This window comes from Mycobacterium sp. NGS40, from assembly GCF_059812735.1.
Genome location: NZ_JCALDG010000014.1, coordinates 94,310 through 118,536 on the forward strand (window position 1 = coordinate 94,310; position 24,227 = coordinate 118,536).

Consider the following 24,227-nt stretch of genomic DNA (forward strand, 5'->3'; position numbering starts at 1 on the left):
GCTGCGCTTGACCCGCAGAATGCGGCCGTTTGCGTCGCGCTCGTGGATCACGTAGCTAAAGGTTTCTAGAACGCGTCTCCAGCGCGGCGGAGCCGTAAGATACCGAACCACATCCAGAGTGTTGGCCCCAATGCCAGAGCAGCACAACAGATTCAGGGTGCCCAGACGGTTCGACGGCCGGTCAACGACTCATTGCTTCTTGCCGAGCCTGTGCCGCTTTGGCGGCCTCGCGCTCAGCCTTCTCTTTCACATGGGTGGAGCAGCTATGCACCATTTCGCAATGGTACCGGTCACTGCATTCATGCGAACAATAGGCGGAAGCCGTCGGAAGCCATTCCGGATCAGAAACGTCGCGCGGCCGCTCGGCTGGATGAAACGTGTGCCCGCAGTGCACGCAGGCCTTGGTCTTGACCATAACGGTCAGAGTACGCGCGAAACCCCACTCTGTGACGTGCAATACAACCCGAATTCGTTGGCGCCGTTCTCGAATTCGTTAACCAAGCTATGTAAAAGGGTTGTTGTCAGCGCGGCACATTTCCAAATTGACGGGGTGGACTATTCCGAATGCGTCCGCGGAGCCGTGTGCCGCGGTTGGTGCAACAGTGCGCGGACCAACGGACGTGGCCCCAGGGAGCGAAGCATCTGGCTGGCTGGGCGCACGCGTACCCGTTTCGGCCACCAGAACCAGCGTCCCATCACCGTCATGATCGACGGCGTGATGAGCGTACGAACGACGAACGTGTCGAACATCAGACCGATACCGATCGTGGACCCGAACTGGCCGATCGCCCGCAGATCGCTGGAGAGCATCGCGGCCATCGTGACGGCGAAAACCACACCGGCAGCGGACACCACCGGGCCCGTCACGCCGACGCCGCGGATGAGCCCGGTGTTCAGGCCGGCCCCGATTTCCTCCTCGATTCGGGACACCAGCATCAGGTTGTAATCGGACCCCACCGCTAAGAGCACGATCAACGCGAATTCCGTTGCCACCCAGTGCAACTGGAAGTGGCCCAAGTGCTGCCAAATCAATGTCGAGAATCCGAACGCTGCGCCTAGCGACAGCACGATCGTGCCGACGATGACCCCCGCTGCTACCAGTGCGCGGGTGACGATCACCATGATGATGAAGATCAGCACGATCGACGCCGCCGCGGCGATCAGCAGGTCATACCAGGCGCCAGTGGCGATGTCGTGGAATGTTGCGGCGGTGCCGCCGAGGTAGATGTCGGCGTTCTCTAGCGAGGTGAGCTTCAGCGCCTCCTTGGCCGCGTTGCGCTCTTGCTCGACGGACTTGATGCCTTCCGCGGTCGCCGGGTCCACGGCGTGAGTGATGATGAAGCGCGCGGCCTTTCCGTCGGGCGACACCATCAGGCTCAGCCCGAATTGGAAGTCCGGGTTCTGGAAGATCTCGGGCGGCAGGTAAAACAGGCTTTCCACCCGAGCGTCGTTGAACGATTTACCCATCACGGCATTGGTGTCGGTGAGCCGGTCGAACTGGTCGATCAGACTGTTGAACGAGCTGTAGATGGTCAGCGTCGTATCCCGGATCGACTTCGAGACGGCGATGTTCTCCGGAATGATCGCCAGCAATTCGCGGGTGGCGCTGGCCGTGTTGGTCAGGTCGCCGGTCAGGGCGTGGAACTTTTCGGCCAGCTGATCGAATCCGTCCAGCGCGTCGAACAGCGACCGTAACGACCAGCAGATCGGGATGTCGTAGCAGTGCTTCTCCCAGTAGAAGTAGCTGCGAATCGGCCTCCAGAAGTCGTCGAAATCCGCGATGTGGTCCCGGATCTCGTCCGTGATCTTTGCCGTCTCCGCGGTGGTTTTCGAGCTGTCGTCGGCGGCGTCGGCGAGCTTCTGGGTGATCGCGTACTGGCGTTCCAGCAGAGAGATCTGGGTGTCGAGGAACCCGGTGATCTTCTTGATGTCGCCGACGCGGTCCCTCAAATAATTGAGGTTGTCGCGGATCGGCGCGGTTTGCACACTCAGCTGGAATGGAATGGACCCGTCTTCGATTGGTGGGCCGAGCGGTCTGGTGATGCTCTGCACCCGTTCGATGCCCGGCACCCGGAAAATGGCACTGGCAACCTTGTCCAACACCAGCATGTCTCGGGGATTGCGCAGATCGTGGTCCGATTCGATCATCAGCAGGTCCGGGTTCAGGCGGGCCTGGGTGAAGTGCCGATCGGCCGCGTCGTACGCCTGCACCGAGGCCGCGCTCTTCGGCAAGTAGTACAGGTCGTTGTAACGCGGGGTGAAGCCCGCTAGACCAAGGGCGCCGACGATCGCCAGGATGACGGAGGTCGCGAGGATGGGCGCCGGCCAGCGCACGATGGCCGTCGCCAGGCGGCGCCAGCGGGTGTAGTTGAACTTGCGCTTGGGGTCCAAAAGGCCGAAGCCACTGGCGACCGCAATGAGAGCGGGCGTCAGCGTGACCCCAGCCGCCACCACCACCAGCAGTCCCACCGCGCACGGGAACGCCAGCGAACTGAAGTAGGGCAGCCGGGTGAACTTCAAGCAGGCCAGCGCCCCGACGATGGTCAGACCGGAGCCCAGGACCACCTTGCTGACACCGGCGAAGGTGTCGTAATAGGCGGCCTCACGGTCCAGACCGCGTTCACGGCCCTCCTGGTAGCGGCCGACCATGAAAATCGCGTAGTCGGTACCCGCTGCGATCGCGAGTGAGGTCAGCAGGTTCACGGCGAAGGTCGACAACCCCATGACGCCGGTTTCGCCCAGCAGCGAAACCACGCCACGGCCGGACAGCAGCCCAATGAAGAGGATGAACATGGTCAGCAACACGGTGCTGATGGACCGGTAAACGAACATCAGCATGAGCGCGATGATGACGACCGTGATGAGCGTGATCTTGGCCAGGCTCTTGTCACCGACAACGATTACGTCGGCGGTCAGCGCTCCCTGGCCCGCGACGTAGGCCTTGACGCCGGCGGGCGGCTTGGAGTCCGCGACGATCTTGCGCACCGCGGCAACGGATGCGTCGCCGATCGCCCCACCCTGATCGCCTTTGAGGTTGACCTGGACGTAGGCGGCCTTATGGTCGTAGCTCTCCACACCTGAGGACGTGAATCGCTGGCCCCAGAAGTTCAGCGCATGCTCGACGTGTTCGTGGTCGGCCTGGATCTTTTTGACCAGGTCGTCGTAGAACCGGTGGGCGTCCGGGCCGAGCGGTTTGTCACCGACCAGGGTGACCAGGACGAGGTTGTCGGAGTCGTACTCCTTGAACTTCTCGCCGATGTGTTTCATCCCGGTTACCGATGGTGCGTCCGACGGCGAGAGCGGGACCGAGATCTCCTCGGCGACCTTCTCCAACTGCGGGACGAAGACGTTCACCCCGATCGCGATCAGCACCCAGACCACAACGATCGGCAGCGCCAGGACGCGGATGGTGCGGGCCAGGCGCGGTCGATGCTCAAGCTCGTAGGGCTCGGCGACGGGGATATCGGCGGTGTCGTCAGCGTCGCGCGCGTCGCTCGTCATGCGGACTTGTCCAAGCAGGAAACCTGAGCGTCGCGGGTGTTGACCTGCTGTTGATCGACCAATTTGCCGTCGACGGTGATCCGGCAGCCAATGGTGGGGCTGTCACCCTGGGCGACAACGTAGGCGAAGATACCGGGCATCTCCGCGACGATCGTCGTCGACCACGGCAAGGTGGTGAAGTCCGCCTTTTGCGGTAGCGACTCCGCGTCCATCCAGTTGACGACGCCGGTCGTTCCGGGCGGTCCAAAGATTTCGTAGACGGCGGTCTTAGCCGCATACGGCGGCGTCGCATCCCGGGGATCGGGCTTGGCCAGGCCGGGTCCTGGGAAGACGTCGTGGAGTCGGTCGACTGCGATGCCGCCGATGATCAGCGCCACGACCACGACCACCGCAACCCAGCCTCGCTTGAGAAGTGTCAGCAATTGAATGCCCCCCGCCCCCGAATGCCCGATGGGCTGATATTAAGACAAATCGTCGACCTCGCCACCGCAGCGCAAACGCCACAGCGGCCGGGATGATTCCCGGGGTGGCACATTGCGACAGCAGTTTTCACCTCGCGGCCGAGGGACTGCCAGCGCGGGCGGGACCTTCGGCAGTGACGACCGCCACACCATCGACCTCCTGACGGCCGCCTCGGTCTGGAGAAAATCGAGCGCGAAAGAATCCTGGTCCGAGCGCGAGCGCCGCACTGGCGTCGCGGTGACTTCGCGCAACGAAGGATGCCCACGGTGAAGCTAGGAGGTTCTTCGTCGGCTGCAGACCCGGTTATCGCGAACGGAAATCGTTGCGCGGCTGCACGTTTCGCTCGATAGCGTGAAGAACCACCGGCGCGTCGGGTACCGCACGCTGCGAGTTGCGCACCGCGGGGCGGCAGTTCGCTTACTCGGTCGAGTTCGCCGGGCTGGTGGGAGTCGTTGGAGTCGCAGGGATCGTTGTCGTTGGAGTCGCAGAGCTCGTCACGGAACTCGTAGGGCTCACGGAACTCGTTGGGCTTACGGACGTCGTCGGCCGCGTCGGACTCGTGGGGCTGGTAGTCCCGGTCGGGCTCGTCGGGGTTGTCGGAGTCGTAGGCGTGGTGGAGGTTGGAGTCGCCAGGCCGGGGCCTACGCCACACCAGTCGGCCACGTCTTTCGGGTACTGCTCGAGCGGTGGCGGACAGCGCTGCCCCGGCGGGAAATTGGCGCCGGCATTGAGCAGATCGCAAGGCACGTAGACCTGCTTTCCGGTCTGAGTGTTGGTCAGACACTTCGTCGGCGGTTGGCCATGGGCCTGGACCGGAATGAGGGCCGCCAGCACCGCCACCACCACCGCGCCGAGCGCGCAAGCTAGACGGCGGTAAGTCATGAAAGCTCCTCGTGATGCGGTGTCGGGCGTGCACGACGTGACGTCGCCGCCTTACGACGATTAAAGCCGCTCACCCCAGGCGCGATCCAACCCGCCGCTGTGACCTGCACCTTCTCGGTGGAGCTGTCGGAATCGAACCTCAAATTCGCGCTGGCCCACAGGCCCGACGGCATTTATTGAGCGCCGCACCGGCCCTCATTCCGTGCCGAAGGCGAAAACCGTTGTCGAGTCGTAGGTCTGGCCCGGGTTGAGCGTGGTGGTCGGGAAGTTCGCGTGATTCGGCGAATCCGGGTAGTGCTGGGTCTCCATCGTGAACCCCGCGCCCTGCCGGTAGATGCGCCCGCTGGTGCCCGTGAACGCCCCGTCGATGAAGTTCGACGTATAGAACTGCACACCGGGCTCGGTTGTGGAGACGGTCAGGGTACGCCCCGTCTGCGGATCCTCGGCCCTGGCCGCCTCCACCAGCCCAGTGTTGTTGCCGCGGTTGATCACCCAGTTGTGGTCGTAACCGTGGGCCGACAACAGCTGTGGGTCGTTCGCGGCGATGTGCGCACCGACCGCAGTCGCTGAGGTGAAATCGAACGGTGTGCCCTGCACCCGGGCGATCTGACCGGTAGGGATCTGCGTGGAGTCGGTTGGCGTGTAGTTGTCGGCATGGATGGTCACCCGGTGGCCGTAGATGTCGAGCGTGTCCTCACCTGCCAGGTTGAAGTAGCTGTGATTGGTCAGATTGATCACGGTCGGCGCATCGGTGGTCGCGTGGTAGTTGATGCGAAGTTCGTTCTTCTGGTTCAAGGTGTAGGTGACCGTGGTCGTCAGTGTTCCGGGGTAGCCCATTTCGCCTGCGGGGCTGACATATTGGAGCTTCAGGCTCACGCTGTCGCTAGTGTGCTGCGGACTGGCCTGCCACACCTTCGTATCGAAGCCCGCGCTGCCGCCATGCAGGCTGTTGCCGTTATTGTTGATCGGCACGTGATACTCGTTGCCGTTCAACGAGAATGCCCCCTTGGCGATCCGGTTGCCATAGCGGCCGATGATCGCGCCGAAATAAGTCTTGGCGGTTCCGGAGTTGTTGAGGTAGCCGTCAAGCGTCGGAAAGCCCAGCACCACATTGCCGACACGGCCGGTGCGATCGGGAACCTCGATTGTCTGAATGATGCCGCCATAGGTCAGGATTCGCACGCGCATGCCGTGCCCGTTGTTGAGCGTGTAACGGGTCACCGGGGTCCCGTCCGCCTGACCGAACGGCTCGCTGGCGATCGACGGCGGCTCCGCGGGCGTGGTGCTCTTTGTACTACATGCGGCCAAACCAGCGACGCCCGCGATCGCGATCAGCAGAAGCAAGCGATTGCCGCCCACGGGCGCTCCTCGCACTCGTACAAACCACCTGTGCGCAGTGGTCGGGGACATTAATTCGTGCCTGGCCCGCCGCGACCCGCCAAACCGCAGCCGGCAACGGAGGGCTGGTCCGGAAGCCTTGGCCAAGTGGCCGAACCGCCTATCTAGCCCGGGTCGAGCTACCTGACCTCGAGCAGATCCACCACGAAGATCAGCGACTCGCCGGGCTTGATGACGCCACCGGCGCCACGGTCGCCGTAGGCGAGGTGGGCGGGGATAAGCAGCTGTCGGCGGCCGCCGACCTTCATGCCCTGCACGCCTTGGTCCCAGCCCTGGATGACCTGGCCGACGCCGAGTTGGAACGTCAACGGGTCACCGCGGTTGTAGGAAGCGTCGAACTCCTCGCCGGTGGAGTGCGCCACGCCGACGTAGTGCACGACCACCGTGTTGCCGGAGGTGGCCTCGGTGCCGTCGCCCACTACGACGTCGGTGATGACCAGGTCGGTGGGCGGCTCCCCGCCGGGGAAGTCGATCTCAGGCTTCTTTGCAGTCATGCTCACCACACTGGCAGATGGTCGCCGACGGGCTTGCCGACGGGTGGTTCAAGATGGGCGCGCACTCAGCGTCGCCGGCGAGCTCAGTTCGATGAGATAGTGATGAAAATGAAAACTGGTCAGAGCCTTGAGGCCCTGACCAGCACATTCTCGGTGGAGCTGCCGGGAATCGAACCCGGGTCCTACGGCATTCCCTCAAGGCTTCTCCGTGCGCAGTCCGCTATGCCTCTACTCGGATCTCCTGATCACGCGAACTAGCCAGGATGACGATCCCAGTCGCTGTTGGTGTCCCGATGAGTCCCGCGACCGGACTCATCGGTGGATCCCTCTAGCTGATGCCGGGGTCCGGGGCGAGGGCGTTCCCGGTCCGACAGACTAGCTTCGCTTAGGCAGCGAGAGCGTAGTCGCGCTGATGAGAATCGGCGCTTATATGGTTGCAACGACGCTTACGGTGGTCTCTTGCCTGCACCGGCACGCTTCCCTTGATTCGATGCGCGAAGTCGAAACCGTTCAGCCCCTTGTCTTGTGTTTTCGCGCTCTAGCTTTTCTGCACCTGCCGATTTTCGGCAGGACAACCATTCTACGGCAGCCTTAACGAGCGGCAACGGAATTATGTTCCGCACCAGGACGCGGTCAGATCACGAAGTTCAGCCGCTCGACGATCCGCGCGGCGACGTCCTTGTCACCACCGAGTTCGACGTCCTGTGGGCGGGCCGGGCACATCGGGCGTCCCCCGGCGAGCCGGGTGAACTGCAGGGCGTCCGCCCGGACCGTCGCGGTCGGCTCCAGCCCGCCGAAGTCATCCACCACCGCAGCGCGTCCGTCGACCTTGACCCGGATGTTGCGCGCCAGCGGGCCGGTCAGGTCGAACAGGATGCGGGAGCCCTCGGGCGCTTTCGCGAGTTTGCCGACCACGAACCCCAAGGTGGCCGCGACCTCATCCAGCGACAGCCGCGACGCGGCCCCCTTCAGCTCGGCATCCGACGACGGCCGCTGGACCGCCACGCGGATGTCCTGCTCGTGCATCCAGCAGTCGAAGACCCGGATTCGCATGAACCGCCCATAACTTTCGGGGCCGGCAGGCGTGAAGGTCTCGGCGTTCCATTGCTCGTCGGACATCGCCTCCAACGCCTTGCGGCGTCCCTCGGTCACCGCACGGAATCGCTCGAGCACGCTGCTGCTGGGTTGCGTGCCGAGATGGCGGACCCAGCACTCGTTCATTGCCCCGATGTCGTTGCGCACATGGTCGAGCGTCTTGACATCGATGTCCGGTTCGGGCGCGGCGATGCCCTCGAGGAATGACTCGGTGCCGACGATGTGCGACGCGACGCCCTGTACGTCCCAGCCCGGCAACGGCGTCGGCGCCCGCCAGTCGGCCTCGGACAGCCCGCCGAGTAGCGCTTCGATGGAGTCCCAGACGGCGAACAGCCCGTCGAGCACGTCGGATTTGTCGAGTCTGGTAACAGCACGCGTGGTCATGGTCGGATGCTAGGCCGATTACCGTCCGATCGTTAGCCCCACTCGCGCCAGAATCAGACCGGCGATCATCAGGGTGCCTGCCGCCGCGATCGTCCAGGTCATTCCGCCCAACGCGGTAACACAGGCTCCCAGGCCGATCACCAGCAGCGCATGGACCAGACGGGCAACGACAAAGGCGCGCTCCCTTAAGACCGACGCGAGCACCGTGCGGGGGATGGCAGACAGGAATCGGCCAAGAATGACGATCAGCGCCGCGGTCACCACTCCCGTCGCCACCCGCAGCACTACCGTGGGATGACCGTCGCCGTGGTTGAACCCGACGAATTGGATCAGGACCGCCAGCACGGTGGCGACGACGGTCAGCCGACGCAACATCTTCGCCAGCACCGCGCCGATATTGCGGCGGACGAGATCACCCAACGTCGGGTCGCTGCCCGCGGCGCCGAGAAACCCGCGCAGGGCGTGGCCGAACTTGCCGCGCTGCAACCGATTGACGGCCATGTTGTTCAGGGCCGCGGCGTGGTTTGCGTCCAACGCCAACGCTTGCCGGTACGAGTCCGTCGATTCCCGGATGCGGCCCAGATCGTGCAGGATCGAGCCGCGCAGAACCAGACCGTCGGGGCTCGCGGGGTCGAGACGCAACGCCTCGTCGACGACCACCAGCGCCGAATTCAGCTGATGGGACTTCTGCAGCAGGCGTGCGTAAACCCGGTGTTGCAGAGGCTCATTCGGATGAGTCCTGACTCCCTGCCATGCCATCCACAGCGCGTCGCCGTGGCGGCCCAGGCCTTCGAGCGACAACGCATATATCCGCATGGCCAACTCATGCTGTGGCGCCGCGGCCAAAGCGGCGTACGCACTGCGCGAGGCGCCGTCATAGTTTTCGAGCAGGTATTCAGCGCGCGCGTATTGAGCGAGTAGACCGGGATCGTTCGGGTTCTGCGACAACGAACGGCGCAGAACCTCACGCCCGCGTTCGTAGTTTTCGGTGTCGAAGTACGCCTCGGCAACATGAATGGCCTGATCGGCTTGGTCGACACCGGGCTCCGATGTCATCGACGGTTACCGAATTTTCCTGCGCCGCAGGTATTTTGCCAGATCGTCGTAGGTGCCGTCGTTGTTGGCGAATTCGACGATGTTGCGTGCGACCTCGAACCACGGCCCGGTGCTGGGACGGATCTGCGCCGCCGCCTCGTCCACATCCGCCATCGTCACCGGGCGGACCTGCCCGCTGCGCATCGACGCCGACATCGCCAATTGCGTTGCGCTGTCACACACATGCGCGAGGTCGGCACCCGAAAACCCGTCCGTGCGCTTCGCGATCGATTTCAAATCGATCCCCGCCACCGGCCGATCCTTCAGGTGCGAACGCAGAATCCCCGTCCTGGCTTCGGCATCGGGCAATCCCACGAAGACCATCCGGTCGAACCGGCCAGGCCGCCGCAGCGCGGGGTCCACATCCCAAGGTGCATTCGTGGCGCCGAGCACATACACCCCGTCGTTGGTCGACGTCGCCGAATCCATTTCCTCCAACAACGTATTGACCACCGGCCGCATCCCGGAGCTTCCGCTCAACGCCGAACGCCGATGCCCCAACGCGTCCAGTTCGTCGAAGAACAACACGCAGGGAGCGTTGCGGCGCGCGCTATCGAAAACCGAACGGATGCTGCGTTCGCTCTCCCCGAACCAATGGTGCAAAACGTCGGCAATCCCCACCTGATAGAAGTTCGCCCCGAGTTCACCCGAAATAGCCTTGGCGATATAGGTTTTGCCGCACCCGGGCGGCCCGTAGAGCAACAGGCCACCGCGGGCTGAGACCTTGTAGGCCTTCATCAACTCGGGATTGCGGATCGGGCCCAGCAGCGAAAGTTCAATCTGTCGTTTGACATCGGCCATGCCCGCGACGTCGTCGAGCCGTACGCCGCTGCGCTCGAGAACGTCGAAGTCGCCCTCGTTGACGACGTCGGCGGGCGCGTCGACGAAAGCCGGCTCGATGATGTCGGCGACCTGACGTTCGGCACTGGACCAATCGAACTGGGCATCGCCGGCTGATCGCCCGGCCACGGGTGTCCCGTCGGCTGATGCCTGAGGGGGCGCGGCAAGCGCCGTACTGCAGCGCTGCACCAGACTCAGCGCGTTGGCGTTACCGGCGTCTTGGTGCAGCGCCGCGCTGCAGTGTCCCAGCGCCTCGGCATAGCGTCCTCGGTCGGCCAGCAAGCCGGCCAGATGCAATCGCAACTCGACCACGTCGGGGCTGCGCTCCACGGCAGCGGACAACTCGCGAATTACAGGGTCTTCACCCAACGTCTTCTCCCGACCTAGTCCCGCCGGGACCATAGTAGGTCGCAGAACAGAAGTTAGTTGGCGGCGATCATGGCCACCGATCCCATGGCCATCACCATGCCGATCCCCTGCCAGCGAGTCACTCGCTCGCGCAGAACCATCATCGCCAGGACGACGGTGGCGGCGGGATACAGCGAAATCATGATGCTGGCCAACGACAGCAGCCACGACTGCAGCGCTATCAGTTGCGTCACCAGAGCGCAGATGTCGAGCAGCGCAATGGCCAGCGCCAGCTTCATCGACTCCCCACGCGGCAGCTGCAAGCTGCGGCGGGACGCGGCCAGCGCGGTGACCACCACCGTGGCCGACAACCGCGCGAACATCAACGGCCACAGCTTGGAGTCGTGTGGTGATTGGTGCAGGAACACCAAGTCCAGCCCGAACGCACACCCGGCCAGTACGGTCAGCCAGGCAATTTTGGGCGTGAAGCGGAATCGCGTCTTGCCTTCCACGGTGGCCTCACGGCTGACCAGCATCACCGCGACGATGGCCAGCACCACGCCGGCCGACGCCGCCGGGCCGGGTCTCTCCCCCAACGCGATGCCGACCGCCACGGGGACCGCGGCATTGAGCACGCCCGCCAGGGGGGCGACCACCGAGATGGGCCCAGACCCCAGCGCGGCGTAGAACGCCCACATGCCGAAGGCCTGACCGATGCCGTACAGGCTGCCCCAAAAGATCGCGCCGGAATGGATCGGTCCGCCCGCGCACAATGCGATCACGCCGAGCAACACGGCCTCGACCGGGTACGCCGCCAACATCACGCGCAGCGCTGCCACTCGTCGCGCTGCCACGCCGCCCACGAAATCGCTGACGCCGTAGGACACGGCAGACAGCTGAGCGTACGCGGCTCCGATCAGTTCATACCCTTTGCTCGTCGCCCCAGTTCACGCAAAACTTCACGCTGGGCGTCACGGCGCGCCAGGTCCTGGCGCTTGTCATGTGCTTGCTTGCCTCGCGCTAGTGCGAGTTCTACTTTGACCTTGCCCTCAGAGAAGTAGAGCGACAGAGGCACTAGCGTCAGGTTACCATCGCGGATTTTTCCGATCAGTGTGTCGATCTGTCGCCTATGTAACAACAACTTCCGGTTGCGACGGGGATCATGGTTCGTCCAGCTACCGTGTTCGTACTCCGGAATGTGCAAGTTACGCAACCACACTTCGCCGTCGTCGACGGTTGCGAACGCGTCGGCGAGTGAAGCCTGGCCCAGCCGTAGGCTTTTCACCTCGGTGCCGACTAAAGCCACTCCGGCCTCGAATGATTCCAGGATCGAGTAGTTGTGCCGGGCCTTGCGATTGGAGGCCACGATCTTCTTGCCGCCCTGCTTGCCACCACTGGCCTTGCCCCCACTGGACTTTGCGGCCACAGCTAACGCCGTACGTAGAGGCGCAGTGTTGCGTAAGCCGTCATCCCTGCCATCGACACGCCGAGCAGGAACAGAATCGGTGAGATGTAAAGGATGTCGGCGTAGTCAACGCGAGCGATCAGATTGGCTTGGTAGAACTGGTTTAATGCGTTGTCCAGGAACAGCGCGCGCACCACGATCAAGCCGCCGACCGCAATCGCCACACCCAGGGCCGCCGCGAGCATCGCCTCAACCAGGAATGGCAGCTGGGTATACCAGCGACTTGCCCCCACCAGGCGCATGATCCCGATCTCGGTGCGCCGCGTATACGCCGCGACCTGAACCATGTTGGCAATCAACAAGATCGCGCCGACAGCCTGCACCAATGCGACGGCGAACGCGACATTGCTCAAGCCGTCCAGCACCGCGAACAGCCGGTCGATCAGGTCTTTCTGATTGAGCACCGAGAGCACTCCGGGCTGGCCCTGCATCGCAAGGTCGAAGTCCTTGTGCTGCTCCGGATTGTTCAACTTGACAATGAAAGACGCGGGGAACGAATCCTTGCCCGCAACGTCCTTGTACTGCGGGAACTTTCGGATGGCGTCGTCGTAGGCGTCCTGACGGTTAAGAAAGCGAACCGATTTGACGTCATCGCGGCCCTCGATCTTCGTCCGCAGCGCCTTACACGGATTAGTGCCGCACGCCGGGTCGTTCGCGGACACGTCGTCGGTGAGGAAGACCTGCGTCTCGACGCGGTCGAGGTAGATGGCGCGGGAGTGCTCGGCCAGCCGCACCACCAGCAGACCACCGCCGAACAGGCCGACCGAGATCGCGGTCGTCAGGATCATCGCGACCGTCATCGTCACATTGCGACGAAGACCGGTGAGGACCTCGTTGAGTAGGAAGCCGAAGCGCACTAGCGGTCCATCCCGTAGACGCCGCGCTGCTCGTCGCGAACCAGCCGACCCAGCGACAACTCCACGACGCGCTGGCGCATCGAGTCGACGATGTGGTGGTCGTGCGTCGCCATCAGCACCGTCGTCCCGGTGCGGTTGATCCGCTCCAGCAGGTCCATGATGTCGTTGCTGGTGTCGGGGTCCAGGTTTCCGGTGGGCTCGTCGGCCAGCAGCACCAGCGGCCGGTTGACGAACGCACGCGCGATCGCGACGCGCTGCTGCTCACCACCCGACAGCTCGGCCGGCAGCCGGTTGGCCTTGCCCGACAAACCGACCGTCTCAAGCACGTCGGGTACCACCCGGTTGATCTGATCGGCGCGCTTGCCGATGACTTCCAGCGCGAAGGCGACGTTCTCGTACACCGTCTTTTGTTGGAGCAGACGAAAGTCCTGAAAAACGCAACCGATCACTTGGCGCAGCTTGGGCACATGCCGGCCGGGCAGCTTGTTGACGTGGAACTTCGAGACCCGCACGTCCCCAGTGGTCGGCGTTTCCGCGGCCAGCAGCAGCCGCATGAAGGTCGATTTGCCCGAACCCGAGGGCCCGATCAGGAAGACGAATTCACCCTTGTCGATTTTGACGTTGACGTCGTCTAACGCCGGACGCGCCGACGCTTTGTACTTCTTGCTGACATGGTCAAGGGTGATCATCACGGCACGCCAGTGTAGCGGTGAATTTCGCTGGACCGCGAAGATCAGCGCGCCGGTGGCGCCGACGTGGGCGACGGCGCCGGCCCCAGCATCGGTTGCTGCGGGGGCGGTGAAGTGGGGCTTGGGCTGGGCGGACAGAACGGTGGCGGCAGCAGGCAGGGCAGCTGGAAAGGCGGCGGTGACGTCGTCGTCGTTGGCGGCTCGGGCGGCGGCGTGGTGGTCGAGGTCGGCGGCACCGTGCTGGTCGGCGTCGGCACATACGTGTTAACCGGTGGTTGCACCCTGGTCCGCGGCACCCAGGTGTAGTTCGGGTCGGGCACGAAGCCCGGCGGCACCACCTGCGTCGGCGGCGCCTTGGGCGCCGGCTCCGGCCGATTGGCGTCGTAGACCCACCACACCGCGAGGAAGGCGAGGATCAACGCCACCGTCGAGGTGCGCATCCGGCCGCCGAACACATAGCGCGGCCAGCGGCGGTCCTCGTCGCGGTGCTTTTCGAGGACGTTGAGGGTCAGCTTCACTTCGTCACCGACTCGTGCGCGAGCTCATCCGGCTCTTCGGCGGACTGCGCCACGCTGGCTTCGTCCTGAACGACGCTGACCGTCGCGTCGGCCGTGGTGACGATGCCGGCGCCGGCGAGTGCCCGCATGATCAGCACCCGCAGCTGTCGGCCGGCCTCGAACTGTTTGCCGGGCAGCGTGCGGGCCACCATGCGCAGCGTGACCGTGTCCACCTCAATGCTTTCCAGGCCCATCAGGGTCGGTGCGTCCAGCAGCAACTCGCCCAGCAACGGATTGTCCATGGCGTGGTCGCACACGTCGTGCAGAACCTCGTTGACCCGGTTGAGGTCGGCGCTGGTGGAGACCGGGATGTCGATCACCGCTCGCGCCCAGTCCTTGGACAGGTTGACGGTCTTGACGATCTGACCGTTGGGGATGGTGAACAGCTCGCCGTCCGACGAACGCAGCCGGGTCACCCGCAGCGTCACGTTCTCCACCGTGCCGCGCGCCTCGGCGTTGACCCCGGCCACGGTCAGCGAGACCAGGTCACCGAAGCCGTACTGCTTCTCGACGATGATGAAAAAACCGGAGAGCAGATCCTTGACCAGCTGCTGAGCACCGAAACCCAGCGCCGCACCGATGACGGTGGCGGGCGCGACCAGGCCGCCGACGGAAAAGTTCAGCACGTCGCTGATCTGGACGACACCCCAGATCGCGATCAGGACGATCGACACCCACTGAATCACCGAGGCCACCGCCTGGCGGTGCTTGGTCGCCTCCGAGCGCACCAAGGCGTCGCTCTCGGCGAAGCCCACGTCGAGCTGCCGGGTGACCTGCTGGGCCACCCAGGTCACGAAGCGGACCGCGAGCACCGACGCGATCAGCAACATGACGACGCGCAGGCCCTGGTCGAGAATCCAGCCTCCGATGTGACCGCGCCAAAAGTTGTGCCACGGCTGCGTCATCGCGATAGCAACAAGAGTTGTATTAGTCGTCATCTTTTCGGTTGCGCCACCGGATCCCAGCTTCCAGGAACCCGTCGATGTCTCCGTCCAATACGGCCGCCGGATTGCCGACTTCGTACTCGGTCCGCAGATCCTTGACCATCTGATACGGATGCAATACGTAGGACCGCATCTGGTTACCCCAGGAGCTGCCGCCATCACCTTTGAGCGCATCCAGCTCAGCACGTTCTTCTAAACGCTTGCGCTCCAACAACTTTGCTTGGAGAACCCGCATCGCCGCAACTTTGTTCTGCAATTGCGACTTTTCGTTCTGGCAAGTCACGACGATACCGGTCGGGATGTGGGTGAGTCGAACCGCCGAGTCGGTGGTGTTCACCGACTGGCCGCCCGGACCGCTGGACCGGTACACGTCGACGCGCAGATCGCCTTCCGGAATATCGATGTGGTCGGTGGTCTCCACCACCGGCAGCACCTCGACTTCGGCGAACGACGTCTGGCGCCGGCTTTGGTTGTCGAACGGGCTGATGCGCACCAGCCGATGCGTGCCCTGCTCCACCGACAACGTGCCGTAGGCAAATGGCGCATGGACGGCGAAGGTGGCGCTTTTGATGCCGGCCTCTTCGGCGTAGGACGTGTCGAACACCTCGACGCCGTAGTGGTGTTGCTCGGCCCACCGGATATACATCCGCATCAGCATCTCGGCCCAGTCCGCGGCGTCCACCCCGCCCGCGCCGGAGCGGATGGTCACCAGCGCCTCGCGCTCGTCGTACTCGCCCGACAGCAGGGTGCGCACCTCGGCGGCTTCGATGTCGGCACGCAGCGCCTTCAGCTCGGCGTCCGCTTCGGCCAGCTCGTCGGCACCGCCCTCCTCGGCGGCCAGCTCGTAGAGCACCGGCAGATCGTCGACCCGTTGCCGCAACTGCTCGATGCGGCGCAGCTCGCCCTGGGTGTGTGACAACTCGCTGGTCACCCGCTGCGCGTTGGCCTGGTCGTCCCACAGCTTGGGATCGGACGCCTCGTGTTCGAGCTTCTCGATGCGGCTGCGCAGACCGTCCACATCGAGCACCCTCTCCACCGTGGTCAGGGCGGAGTCGAGGGCGGCGATATCGGCTTGACGGTCGGGTTCCACAGCCGACCACGTTACCGGCGCGCTGGTCGGCAGCGAATGCTCAGGTCGCGACGCGCGGCACTTTGACCACCAGCCGGGGTCCACCGTCTAGCATCGAATCACCATCGTGTGCGCCCGCGACTGCGACGCCCAGCCGCTCTCAGCCCCTAGCGTCGCGGCCGGGCATGGACAGAAGGCTTGGGTATGCGTCGATTTCATGTCGCCATCGTCGGCTCCGGACCATCGGGGTTCTTCGCCGCAGCATCTTTGCTGAAGGCTGCCGATAACTCCGATGAGATCGATGTCGCGGTCGACATGCTCGAGATGTTGCCGACGCCGTGGGGACTGGTGCGCTCGGGCGTGGCACCCGACCACCCCAAGATCAAGTCGATCAGCAAGCAGTTCGAAAAGATCGCCGGCGATCCCCGCTTCCGGTTCTTCGGCAACGTGGCGGTGGGTGAGCACGTGGCTCCCGCCGAACTCGGCGAGCGCTACCACGCCGTGATTTATGCGATCGGGGCGCAATCGGATCGGTCGTTGCAGATTCCCGGCGAAGAGCTGGCGGGCAGCATGGCCGCCGTCGAGTTCGTGGGCTGGTACAACGCCCATCCGCACTTCGAGAGCGCGACCCCGGATCTGTCGGGGGCCCGCGCGATCGTCATTGGCAACGGCAATGTGGCCCTCGACGTCGCCCGCATCCTGATCACCGACCCCGGCGCGCTGGCCGAGACCGATATCGCTGATCACGCGCTGGAATCCCTGCGCCCATGCGGCGTGGAAGAAGTGGTGATCGTGGGCCGGCGCGGGCCCTTGGAGGCCGCGTTCACCACGCTGGAATTGCGCGAGCTGGCCGACCTCGAAGGGGTCGACGTCATCGTCGATCCCGCGCAGCTGGAGGGCATCAGCGACGAAGACGCCGAGGCCGCCGGCAAGACCACGAAACAGAACATCAAGGTGCTGCGCGACTACGCCAACCGCGAACCCCGCCCGGGACACCGGCGCATGGTGTTCAGGTTCCTGACCTCTCCGATCGAGATCAAGGGCGACGAGAGGGTGGAGGGCATCGTCCTCGGCCGCAACGAGTTGGTCGCGGACCAGAGCGGACGGGTGTCGGCCAAGGACACCGGGGAGCGCGAGGAGCTGCCGGCTCAGCTGGTGGTGCGCTCGGTCGGCTATCGCGGCATGCCCACCCCGGGATTGCCCTTTGACGACAAGACCGCGACCATCCCCAACACCGACGGCCGGGTCGAGGGCAGCCGCAATGAATACGTGGTCGGGTGGATCAAGCGGGGGCCGACCGGCGTCATCGGCACCAATAAGAAGGACTCCCAGGACACCGTCGACACCCTGATCAACGATTTGACCGCCGCCGACGAACTGGTCACCTTCCCAGACGACCATGCCGACAAATTGGCCGACTGGCTGGCCTCGCGCCAACCGAAGCTGGTCACCTCGGCTCACTGGGACATCATCGACGCCCATGAGCGGGCGGCCGGCGAATCGCACGGGCGTCCCCGCGTCAAACTGCCGAATCTCACCGACCTGCTGCGCATCGGCCACGGCTGATCGCAGGCCTGTTGGCGCATTCGCGATGGGGCTGAACTCGACCTAGCCGCGGAAGACGATGATGCCCGCGCTTGCGAGCAGCAGGACGATCGCCGCGGCGATTGCCCAGCCCGCGCCGGCCAGCCACCAGATGACGCCCAGCACCGCAAGCGCCGGCGACACCGCGAACAGCACCAGGACGGGGTGCTGCCTGATCACTTGCAGAGCGCTTGTTGCCCGGATGCGCTCGATGTCCTTGTCCGCCATGACATCAGAATGCCACCTGCCACCCACAAAGCAAGCGAGGTCGTCAATCGTGCGAGCACCCTTGATCCGCCGGCGCGGCAGCTACTGGGCCGTCGACGCCGAGCGCCATACCCTCTATCATCCACGAGGTTTGTGACACAACGGGTTTCGTCTTTTTCGGGGCCTGGCCCCCTACCGAGAGCGACTGACGCGCCCGCCGGCGGGTGGGTGTGGGCGACTAGCCCGCAGGAGATTCGGGCGGAGCGAACTTCCAGTTGTCCGGATTCTTCGAGGAATACACCACCTCGTGCAGTTCGCCCATGCTCGGCCAACGATCGACGTCGACCACCATCCGCCAGTAGACGGGATATTCGTTGACGGTGGGTCCGTTGATCACACCGGTGATGGTGACGTACTGCTCGCCGGTGACGTCGGGCCGCGGGCTCACCCCGGTCACCAGCAACGTGCCGCGCAGCGACTCCCCCCGCGGGCCGCGCGGAATGAACCGCTGAGCGAGAAATCCCGCCAGCACCACGACGAGCAGAAGTAACAGCGCGAATTCCCACACGTCGCCATGGTAGGACGGCCGGGGCGATGTACGGTCAAATTGACCTAGGACCCTACTGTCCCACCCGGATTCGCCGTAGCGTCATGGGTACTGGCGCGCCCGAGGAAAGGTGAGGTCGATGACGGATGAGCCCGCGGTCGTTTTGTCGGAGGACGAGAGTTGGCGCAGGCTGAGCGGCGTCGCCTTGGGCCGACTGGTGACTAGTTTCGCCGGCGAACCCGAGATCTTCCCGGTGAACTATGCGGTGCAAGACCGAACCGTGCTGTTCCGCACCGCCGAGGGCACCAAGTTGTTCTCCGCCGTGGGGAACAGCGTGGTGGTATTCGAGGCCGACGACCACGACGTCGCCGAAGGCTGGAGCGTGATCGTCCGGGGCCGCGCTCGAGTGCTGAAGACCGCGGCGGACATCGAGCGCGCCGACCGCGCCGAGCTGATGCCGTGGACGGCGACCGTCAAGAAGCATTACGTCCGGGTTACCCCGACAGATATCACGGGGCGTCACTTCACATTTGGGCCGGAACCCGATCCGAACGCATCGTTTGCCTGACGCGCTCACACGACCAGGGACAGCGGTCCGCGGGCGTAATGAGCCTTGCGCCGCTTGCTGATGGCCACCAGGCGAGCCACCGCGGCTTCGATCCCGCGGGTCAGCTCGTCGACGTCGGCCACCTCGTCATAGTCGGCAAGGATTCCTATAAATAGGTCGTCGGCGTAGCTGAGCATCGCGACGCCGGTTCGCAGTTGCATCGCGATGGGTGGGACCGGGAACACGCCCAGCACCTTGTTGCCCATCACCCGCAGGGGGCGCCGCGGACCCGGGACGTTGGTGGCCAGCGTGGCGACGCCGCGTTGTGGCAGTCGCGTCAGAAACCCGAGCGCCCAGCCGGCCAACGCGAACGGAATGCGATTGGCCATGGCCACGAACGCGTTTCCGGCCTGACGTTGTCCACCGGCCTTCGTCCGGCCCAACCGCGAATGCACGATGCGCAGCCGCTGCACCGGGTTCTCCTCGTCGATCGGCAACTCCGCAAGCATCACCGACACCCGGTTGTCGGTCTTGTCGAACGCATCGGCGGACCGCATCGACACCGGCACCAAGGTGCGCAACGAACCGGGCTGCAATCGCTCGCCACGCTTGACCAGGACGTTGCGATAGCTTTCCGTAATTGCCGCCAGCGCAACATCATTGATGGTTACGTCAAACGCCGTGCATACTTTCTCGATGTCGGCCAGCGGCACTCGCGCGCCGCTGTATCGACGTAAATCTCCGATCCGTCCGTTCAGTGGTGACGGATCCGAGCGCAGCAGACCGGTGGCGATTTCCGCGGCGCCCAGGGCCGCTCGCGCGGCGCCGGCAGCCACCGAGGTCGACGCGCTCCACAACGCGCCCAGAATCGCCAGCGGGTTGACTTCTGCCGCATGCGTTTTCGCGTCTTTCGCCGGACCGATATGCGGGGCAAACCTGTCACTGACGCCGTCATCACACAGTCCGGCGAGCATATGTGTGGCCGCGATCCCATCGGCCATGCAGTGGTGGATCTTGGTCAGCATCGCCCATCGACCGTCGCTAAGACCTTCGACTACCCAGATCTCCCACAACGGCCGATCGCGGTCCAGACGCCTGGCCATCAGATCGGCGACCACCCGGAACAACTCCTGGTCGCCTCCGGGCTGCGGCAGCGCAACACGCCGCACGTGCCGGCCGATGTCGAAGCCGAGGTCGTCCACCCACTGCGGAGCGCCGAGGTCGAACAGCCGCAACCGCAACCGTTGTCCCATGCGGGGGCAGGCGCGTATGCGTTCGGCGAACGCCGACATCAGCGCGCCCTGGTCCGGCGCCGGGCCTTCGATGACCGACAGTCCCCCGATGGCCAAGCTGACCCGCGCATCGGCGTCTTCGGCTTTGAGGAAACCGGCTTCCAGTGTCGTCAGGCGGTTCATGATCAGCGACCTTCCAGCTGCGCGGGGCTTATCTGCAACTCGTAGTAACATCATTCGTCGCGAGACGGTGCGCCGTTAGGGCCGAAGGTCCCTTCGGCAGCGCGCCGTGCAGCGGCCAAACCCGAAGCCCGGCGTCGTTGCAATTGCGTTATCTGCAAAACGCTGTTGGAGCTGGGCGCCGACCAGAGCACCACGGTGTGTTTGCCTCCCGGTCGGCATCGTCACGCCGTTTCCGCGCAACCCGGGGATGACGGACGCGGGCCGGCCCGTGGTAGGACTGCTGGCATGAGTCAGGACGATCTCGCATTGGCGATGGCACTTGCCGACCGTGCGGACATGCTGACCCGCGACCGGTTCGGCGCGCTGGACCTGCACGTCGACACCAAGCCGGACCTGACCCCGGTGACCGACGCCGACCGGGCGGTCGAATCCGAGGTCCGCGAGGTGCTGGCGCGCGAGCGACCCGACGACAGCGTCGTCGGCGAGGAGTTCGGCGGGACAACCAGCTTGGCCGGCCGGCAATGGATCGTCGACCCGATCGACGGCACCAAGAATTTCGTGCGCGGGGTTCCGGTGTGGGCCAGCCTGATCGCGCTGCTCGACGACGGTGTGCCCGTGGTCGGTGTGGTAAGCGCGCCGGCGCTGCAACGACGGTGGTGGGCATCGGCCGGCCAGGGCGCATTCGCCTCGGTCGACGGCGCTGCGCCGCGGCGCTTGTCGGTTTCCTCGGTGGCACAACTGGATTCGGCGAGCCTGTCGTTTTCCAGCCTGTCGGGTTGGGCCGAACGCGGCCTGCGCGACCACCTCATCGAACTGACCGACGCCGTATGGCGGGTGCGGGCGTATGGAGATTTCTTCTCATATTGCCTCCTCGCGGAGGGTGCGGTGGATATCGCGGCCGAACCGGAAGTCTCGGTGTGGGATCTGGCCGCACTCGACATCCTGGTGCGCGAGGCCGGCGGGACATTCACCGGCCTGGATGGCATCGCGGGCCCTCATCGCGGCGACGCCGTGGCGACGAACGGCCTGTTGCACGAATATGTGCTGCGCCGCCTCGGTGTGAAGTAGCTAACAAGCACTCTTTATCTTACTCCGGAGTAAGATAGCCTCTTGACTGCATCGCCCCAACTACAGAGGCTGCTGAAATGACGGACACTGTCTCCGGCTCAAATACTTCCCATCCGCGCGGAAAACGGCGCGGACGCAACACCGGCGTCGGGATGCAACCGCACAGACGCACCGGGATCGACATCACCCTGGCGCTGCTTACCCCGCTGGTCGGCCAGGAATTTCTGGACAAATACCACCTGCGTGACCCGATGAACCGGGGCCTGCGCTACGGCACTAAGACGATCTTTTCCACCGCCGGTGCCGCTTCCCGCCAGTTCAAACGAGTCCAGAGCCTGCGCAGTGGACCCACCCGGCTGAAGTCCAGCGGCATGGACTACTACGACCTGCGGCCCGACGACGAACAGAAGATGATCGTCGAGACCCTCGAGGAATTCGCCGAAGAGGTGCTGCGGCCCGCGGCCCCCGAGGCCGACGAGGCGGCGAGCTACCGGCCCGACTTGATCGCCAAGGCGGCCGAACTCGGCATCACCGCGATCAACATCCCCGAGGACTTCGAGGGCATCGCCGCACACCGCTCGAGTGTCACCAACGTGCTGGTGGCCGAGGCATTGGCCTACGGCGACATGGGGTTGGCATTGCCCATCCTGGCGCCGGGTGGCGTGGCAGCCGCGCTGACCCACTGGGGCAGCGCGGACCAGCAAGCCAGCTATCTGCCCGAGTTCGCCGGCGAGAATGTCCCGCAGGCCTGCGTGGCCATTGCCGAACCCCAACCGCTGTTCGACCCCACCCGGTTGAAGACCACCGCTGTGCGCACACCGAGCGGGTACCGGCTCGACGGTGTGAAGTCGTTGGTCCCGGCCGCGGCCGATGCCGAGCTGTTCATCGTCGGCGCTCAATTGAACGGCAAGCCCGCACTGTTCATCGTCGAATCGGGCGCCAAAGGCCTTACCGTCAAGGCGGATCCAAGCATGGGTATCCGGGCCGCCGCGCTGGGTCAGCTCGAGCTCGCCGGGGTGTCGGTGCCGCTGAACGCCCGCCTCGGCGAGGAGGAAGCCACCGATGAGGACTACTCCGAGGCGATAGCGCTGTCCCGGCTGGGCTGGGCGGCGCTGGCGGTCGGCACCTCGCACGCGGTTCTCGACTATGTCATCCCGTACGTGAAGGAGCGCGAGGCGTTCGGCGAGCCCGTCGCTCGCCGTCAGGCCGTGGCGTTCATGTGCGCCAACATCGCCATCGAGCTGGACGGGCTGCGGCTGATCACCTGGCGCGGTGCCGCGCGTGCCGAACAAGGCCTTCCGTTCATCCGCGAGGCCGCGCTGGCCAAGCGGATCGGCGCCGACAAGGGCATGCAAATCGGCCTGGACGGCGTGCAACTACTCGGCGGCCACGGCTACACGAAAGAACACCCCGTCGAACGCTGGTACCGCGACCTGCGGGCCATCGGCGTCGCCGAGGGCGTCGTCGTTATCTGAGTCGTCCCCTAGCGAAAGATCAATCATGGCAATCAATCTGGAACTGCCCCGCAAGATGCAAGCGGTGATCGACAAGGCCCACCAAGGCGCCGCGGAGATGATGCGCCCGATCGCCCGCAAGTACGACGTCCACGAGCACGCCTATCCGGTGGAGCTGGACACCTTGTCCAACCTGTTCTCCGGCGCCGCCGAATCCAATGCCGTGGGACTCGCCGGCGCCGAGGCGTTCCGCAGCAGTGAGAGCAAGGAAGAAAACCGCAACGGCTCCAACATGGCGGCGGTGCTGCAGACGATGGAGGCCAGTTGGGGTGACGCGGCGATGATGCTGTCGATGCCCTATCAGGGTCTGGGCAACGCGGCGATCAGCGGCGTGGCCACCGACGAGCAGTTGCAGCGGCTGGGCCGAGTCTGGGCGGCGATGGCGATCACCGAACCCAGCTTCGGATCCGACTCGGCTGCCGTATCGACCACTGCCAAGCTGGACGGCGACGAGTACGTGATCAACGGCGAAAAGATCTACGTCACAGCGGGTTCGCGGGCCACCCATATCGTGGTGTGGGCGACCCTGGACAAGTCGCAGGGTCGCCCGGCGATCAAGTCGTTCATCGTGCCCCGCGAACATCCCGGTGTCACCGTCGAACGGCTGGAAAAGAAGCTCGGCATCAAGGGATCCGACACCGCCGCGATCCGGTTCGACAACGCGCGGATCCCGAAGGACAACCTGCTCGGCAACCCGGAAATCCAATCGGGCCAAGGATTTTCCGGTGTCATGGAGACCTTCGACAACACCCGGCCCGTGGTCGCCGGCATGGCCATCGGCATCGCCCGGGCCGCCCTGGAGGAGCTGCGCAAAATCCTGACCGAGGCCGGGGCCGAGATCTCCTATGACAGGCCCGCGCACGCCCAAAGCGCCGCTGCGGCCGAATTCCTGCGGATGGAGGCCGACTGGGAGTCGGCCTACCAGCTGACGCTGCGCGCGGCGTGGCAGGCCGACAACAAGATCCCCAACTCCAAAGAAGCGTCGATGGCCAAGGCCAAGGCTGGCCGAGTGGGCACCGACGTCACGCTGAAAGCGGTCGAATTAGCCGGCACCCCAGGCTATTCGGAGCAGTCGCTGCTGGAGAAGTGGGCGCGTGACTCGAAGATCATGGACATCTTCGAAGGCACCCAGCAAATCCAGCAGCTCGTGGTCGCACGCCGGCTCCTGGGCCTCTCCTCCGCCGAACTCAAGTAGCGAGTCCTCTTACGCCGAGCGTGAAGCCACTGCGAATTTCACGCCGTTTTTTCGCAGTGAGTGCACGTTC

23 protein-coding genes and 1 other RNA gene are annotated in these 24,227 nt (G+C 64.7%); 5 read left to right on the plus strand and 19 right to left on the minus strand.

All coding sequences use genetic code 11. The annotated features are described in order from the left end of the window. Positions 1-181: 181 nt before the first annotated feature. The 16 genes from AC5Y5O_RS21140 to prfB form a co-directional block, all read right to left on the minus strand. Positions 182-415 (minus strand): ferric uptake regulation protein, encoded by a 234-nt coding sequence (locus AC5Y5O_RS21140; protein ID WP_096285654.1) that lies wholly within the window; start codon positions 413-415, stop codon positions 182-184. A gap of 140 nt (positions 416-555) precedes the next feature. Then, positions 556-3,501: an MMPL/RND family transporter gene (locus tag AC5Y5O_RS21145; protein WP_096285652.1), complete on the minus strand. Its 2,946-nt coding sequence runs from the start codon at positions 3,499-3,501 to the stop codon at positions 556-558. Further along, entirely contained in the window at positions 3,498-3,920 is a 423-nt protein-coding gene (locus AC5Y5O_RS21150; RefSeq protein ID WP_207768518.1) for an MmpS family transport accessory protein, read from the minus strand. The genes AC5Y5O_RS21145 and AC5Y5O_RS21150 overlap by 4 nt, the downstream gene beginning before the upstream one ends. A gap of 1,120 nt (positions 3,921-5,040) precedes the next feature. Further along, complete coding sequence (locus AC5Y5O_RS21155; RefSeq protein ID WP_500027237.1) at positions 5,041-6,204, minus strand: aldose epimerase family protein; 1,164 nt, start codon at positions 6,202-6,204, stop codon at positions 5,041-5,043. 158 nt (positions 6,205-6,362) lie between these two features. Further along, positions 6,363-6,737: an FKBP-type peptidyl-prolyl cis-trans isomerase gene (locus AC5Y5O_RS21160; protein ID WP_096285644.1), complete on the minus strand. Its 375-nt coding sequence runs from the start codon at positions 6,735-6,737 to the stop codon at positions 6,363-6,365. Between the two features lie 151 nt (positions 6,738-6,888). After that, positions 6,889-7,255, minus strand: a transfer-messenger RNA (tmRNA) gene (gene ssrA, locus AC5Y5O_RS21165). 115 nt (positions 7,256-7,370) lie between these two features. Further along, positions 7,371-8,216, minus strand: coding sequence for a maleylpyruvate isomerase family mycothiol-dependent enzyme (locus AC5Y5O_RS21170; protein WP_096285642.1), 846 nt, complete (start codon positions 8,214-8,216; stop codon positions 7,371-7,373). A gap of 18 nt (positions 8,217-8,234) precedes the next feature. Beyond that, on the minus strand, positions 8,235-9,272 hold the full coding sequence (locus AC5Y5O_RS21175; RefSeq protein WP_096285641.1) for a tetratricopeptide repeat protein: 1,038 nt from the start codon (positions 9,270-9,272) through the stop codon (positions 8,235-8,237). A 6-nt stretch (positions 9,273-9,278) separates the two neighbouring features. Continuing rightward, on the minus strand, positions 9,279-10,520 hold the full coding sequence (locus AC5Y5O_RS21180) for an AAA family ATPase (RefSeq protein WP_096290930.1): 1,242 nt from the start codon (positions 10,518-10,520) through the stop codon (positions 9,279-9,281). A gap of 53 nt (positions 10,521-10,573) precedes the next feature. Next, on the minus strand, positions 10,574-11,419 hold the full coding sequence (locus AC5Y5O_RS21185; protein WP_480212824.1) for an EamA family transporter: 846 nt from the start codon (positions 11,417-11,419) through the stop codon (positions 10,574-10,576). Beyond that, a complete protein-coding gene (gene smpB, locus AC5Y5O_RS21190) occupies positions 11,416-11,925 on the minus strand; it encodes an SsrA-binding protein SmpB (RefSeq protein WP_096285639.1) in 510 nt (169 codons plus the stop codon). The genes AC5Y5O_RS21185 and smpB overlap by 4 nt, the downstream gene beginning before the upstream one ends. 2 nt (positions 11,926-11,927) lie before the next feature. Continuing rightward, positions 11,928-12,821: a permease-like cell division protein FtsX gene (ftsX, locus tag AC5Y5O_RS21195; RefSeq protein WP_096285637.1), complete on the minus strand. Its 894-nt coding sequence runs from the start codon at positions 12,819-12,821 to the stop codon at positions 11,928-11,930. Next, positions 12,821-13,510 carry a cell division ATP-binding protein FtsE gene (gene ftsE, locus AC5Y5O_RS21200; protein WP_096290928.1) on the minus strand — a complete coding sequence of 230 codons (690 nt, stop codon included), beginning with the start codon at positions 13,508-13,510 and terminating at the stop codon, positions 12,821-12,823. The genes ftsX and ftsE overlap by 1 nt, the downstream gene beginning before the upstream one ends. A gap of 44 nt (positions 13,511-13,554) precedes the next feature. Continuing rightward, positions 13,555-14,028, minus strand: a complete 474-nt coding sequence (locus AC5Y5O_RS21205) for an Rv3103c family proline-rich protein (protein WP_165796323.1) — start codon at positions 14,026-14,028, stop codon at positions 13,555-13,557. After that, positions 14,025-15,005, minus strand: a complete 981-nt coding sequence (locus AC5Y5O_RS21210) for a mechanosensitive ion channel family protein (RefSeq protein ID WP_243393804.1) — start codon at positions 15,003-15,005, stop codon at positions 14,025-14,027. Before AC5Y5O_RS21210 ends, AC5Y5O_RS21205 begins: the two co-directional genes overlap by 4 nt. Then, the gene (gene prfB / locus AC5Y5O_RS21215) at positions 14,995-16,101 is read right to left on the minus strand and encodes a peptide chain release factor 2 (protein ID WP_096285633.1); all 1,107 of its coding nucleotides are present in this window, start codon (positions 16,099-16,101) and stop codon (positions 14,995-14,997) included. The genes AC5Y5O_RS21210 and prfB overlap by 11 nt, the downstream gene beginning before the upstream one ends. 183 nt (positions 16,102-16,284) lie before the next feature. On the opposite strand from prfB, the gene AC5Y5O_RS21220 reads away from it, so the two are divergent. Further along, a complete protein-coding gene (locus AC5Y5O_RS21220) occupies positions 16,285-17,646 on the plus strand; it encodes an FAD-dependent oxidoreductase (RefSeq protein ID WP_096285631.1) in 1,362 nt (453 codons plus the stop codon). A gap of 42 nt (positions 17,647-17,688) precedes the next feature. On the opposite strand, the gene AC5Y5O_RS21225 is transcribed toward AC5Y5O_RS21220, so the two are convergent. Then, a complete protein-coding gene (locus AC5Y5O_RS21225) occupies positions 17,689-17,892 on the minus strand; it encodes a hypothetical protein (protein ID WP_103175401.1) in 204 nt (67 codons plus the stop codon). Positions 17,893-18,109: 217 nt separating this feature from the next. Continuing rightward, on the minus strand, positions 18,110-18,439 hold the full coding sequence (locus AC5Y5O_RS21230; protein WP_096285629.1) for a hypothetical protein: 330 nt from the start codon (positions 18,437-18,439) through the stop codon (positions 18,110-18,112). 118 nt (positions 18,440-18,557) lie between these two features. Between AC5Y5O_RS21230 and AC5Y5O_RS21235 the strand changes: the two genes are divergently transcribed. Next, positions 18,558-18,986: a pyridoxamine 5'-phosphate oxidase family protein gene (locus AC5Y5O_RS21235; RefSeq protein WP_096285627.1), complete on the plus strand. Its 429-nt coding sequence runs from the start codon at positions 18,558-18,560 to the stop codon at positions 18,984-18,986. A 5-nt stretch (positions 18,987-18,991) separates the two neighbouring features. Here the strand turns inward: AC5Y5O_RS21235 and AC5Y5O_RS21240 are convergent, their stop codons facing one another. Next, positions 18,992-20,380: a WS/DGAT/MGAT family O-acyltransferase gene (locus AC5Y5O_RS21240; RefSeq protein ID WP_096285625.1), complete on the minus strand. Its 1,389-nt coding sequence runs from the start codon at positions 20,378-20,380 to the stop codon at positions 18,992-18,994. A 285-nt stretch (positions 20,381-20,665) separates the two neighbouring features. Here AC5Y5O_RS21240 and hisN point away from each other — a divergent pair, with 285 nt between their 5' ends. The 3 genes from hisN to AC5Y5O_RS21255 all read left to right on the plus strand — a co-directional run bounded on the left by hisN (position 20,666) and on the right by AC5Y5O_RS21255 (position 24,157). Then, positions 20,666-21,448: a histidinol-phosphatase gene (hisN, locus tag AC5Y5O_RS21245; protein ID WP_096285623.1), complete on the plus strand. Its 783-nt coding sequence runs from the start codon at positions 20,666-20,668 to the stop codon at positions 21,446-21,448. Positions 21,449-21,525: 77 nt separating this feature from the next. Further along, entirely contained in the window at positions 21,526-22,923 is a 1,398-nt protein-coding gene (locus AC5Y5O_RS21250; RefSeq protein WP_096285621.1) for an acyl-CoA dehydrogenase family protein, read from the plus strand. Between the two features lie 25 nt (positions 22,924-22,948). After that, entirely contained in the window at positions 22,949-24,157 is a 1,209-nt protein-coding gene (locus AC5Y5O_RS21255) for an acyl-CoA dehydrogenase family protein (protein WP_500027260.1), read from the plus strand. Positions 24,158-24,227 lie beyond the last annotated feature (70 nt).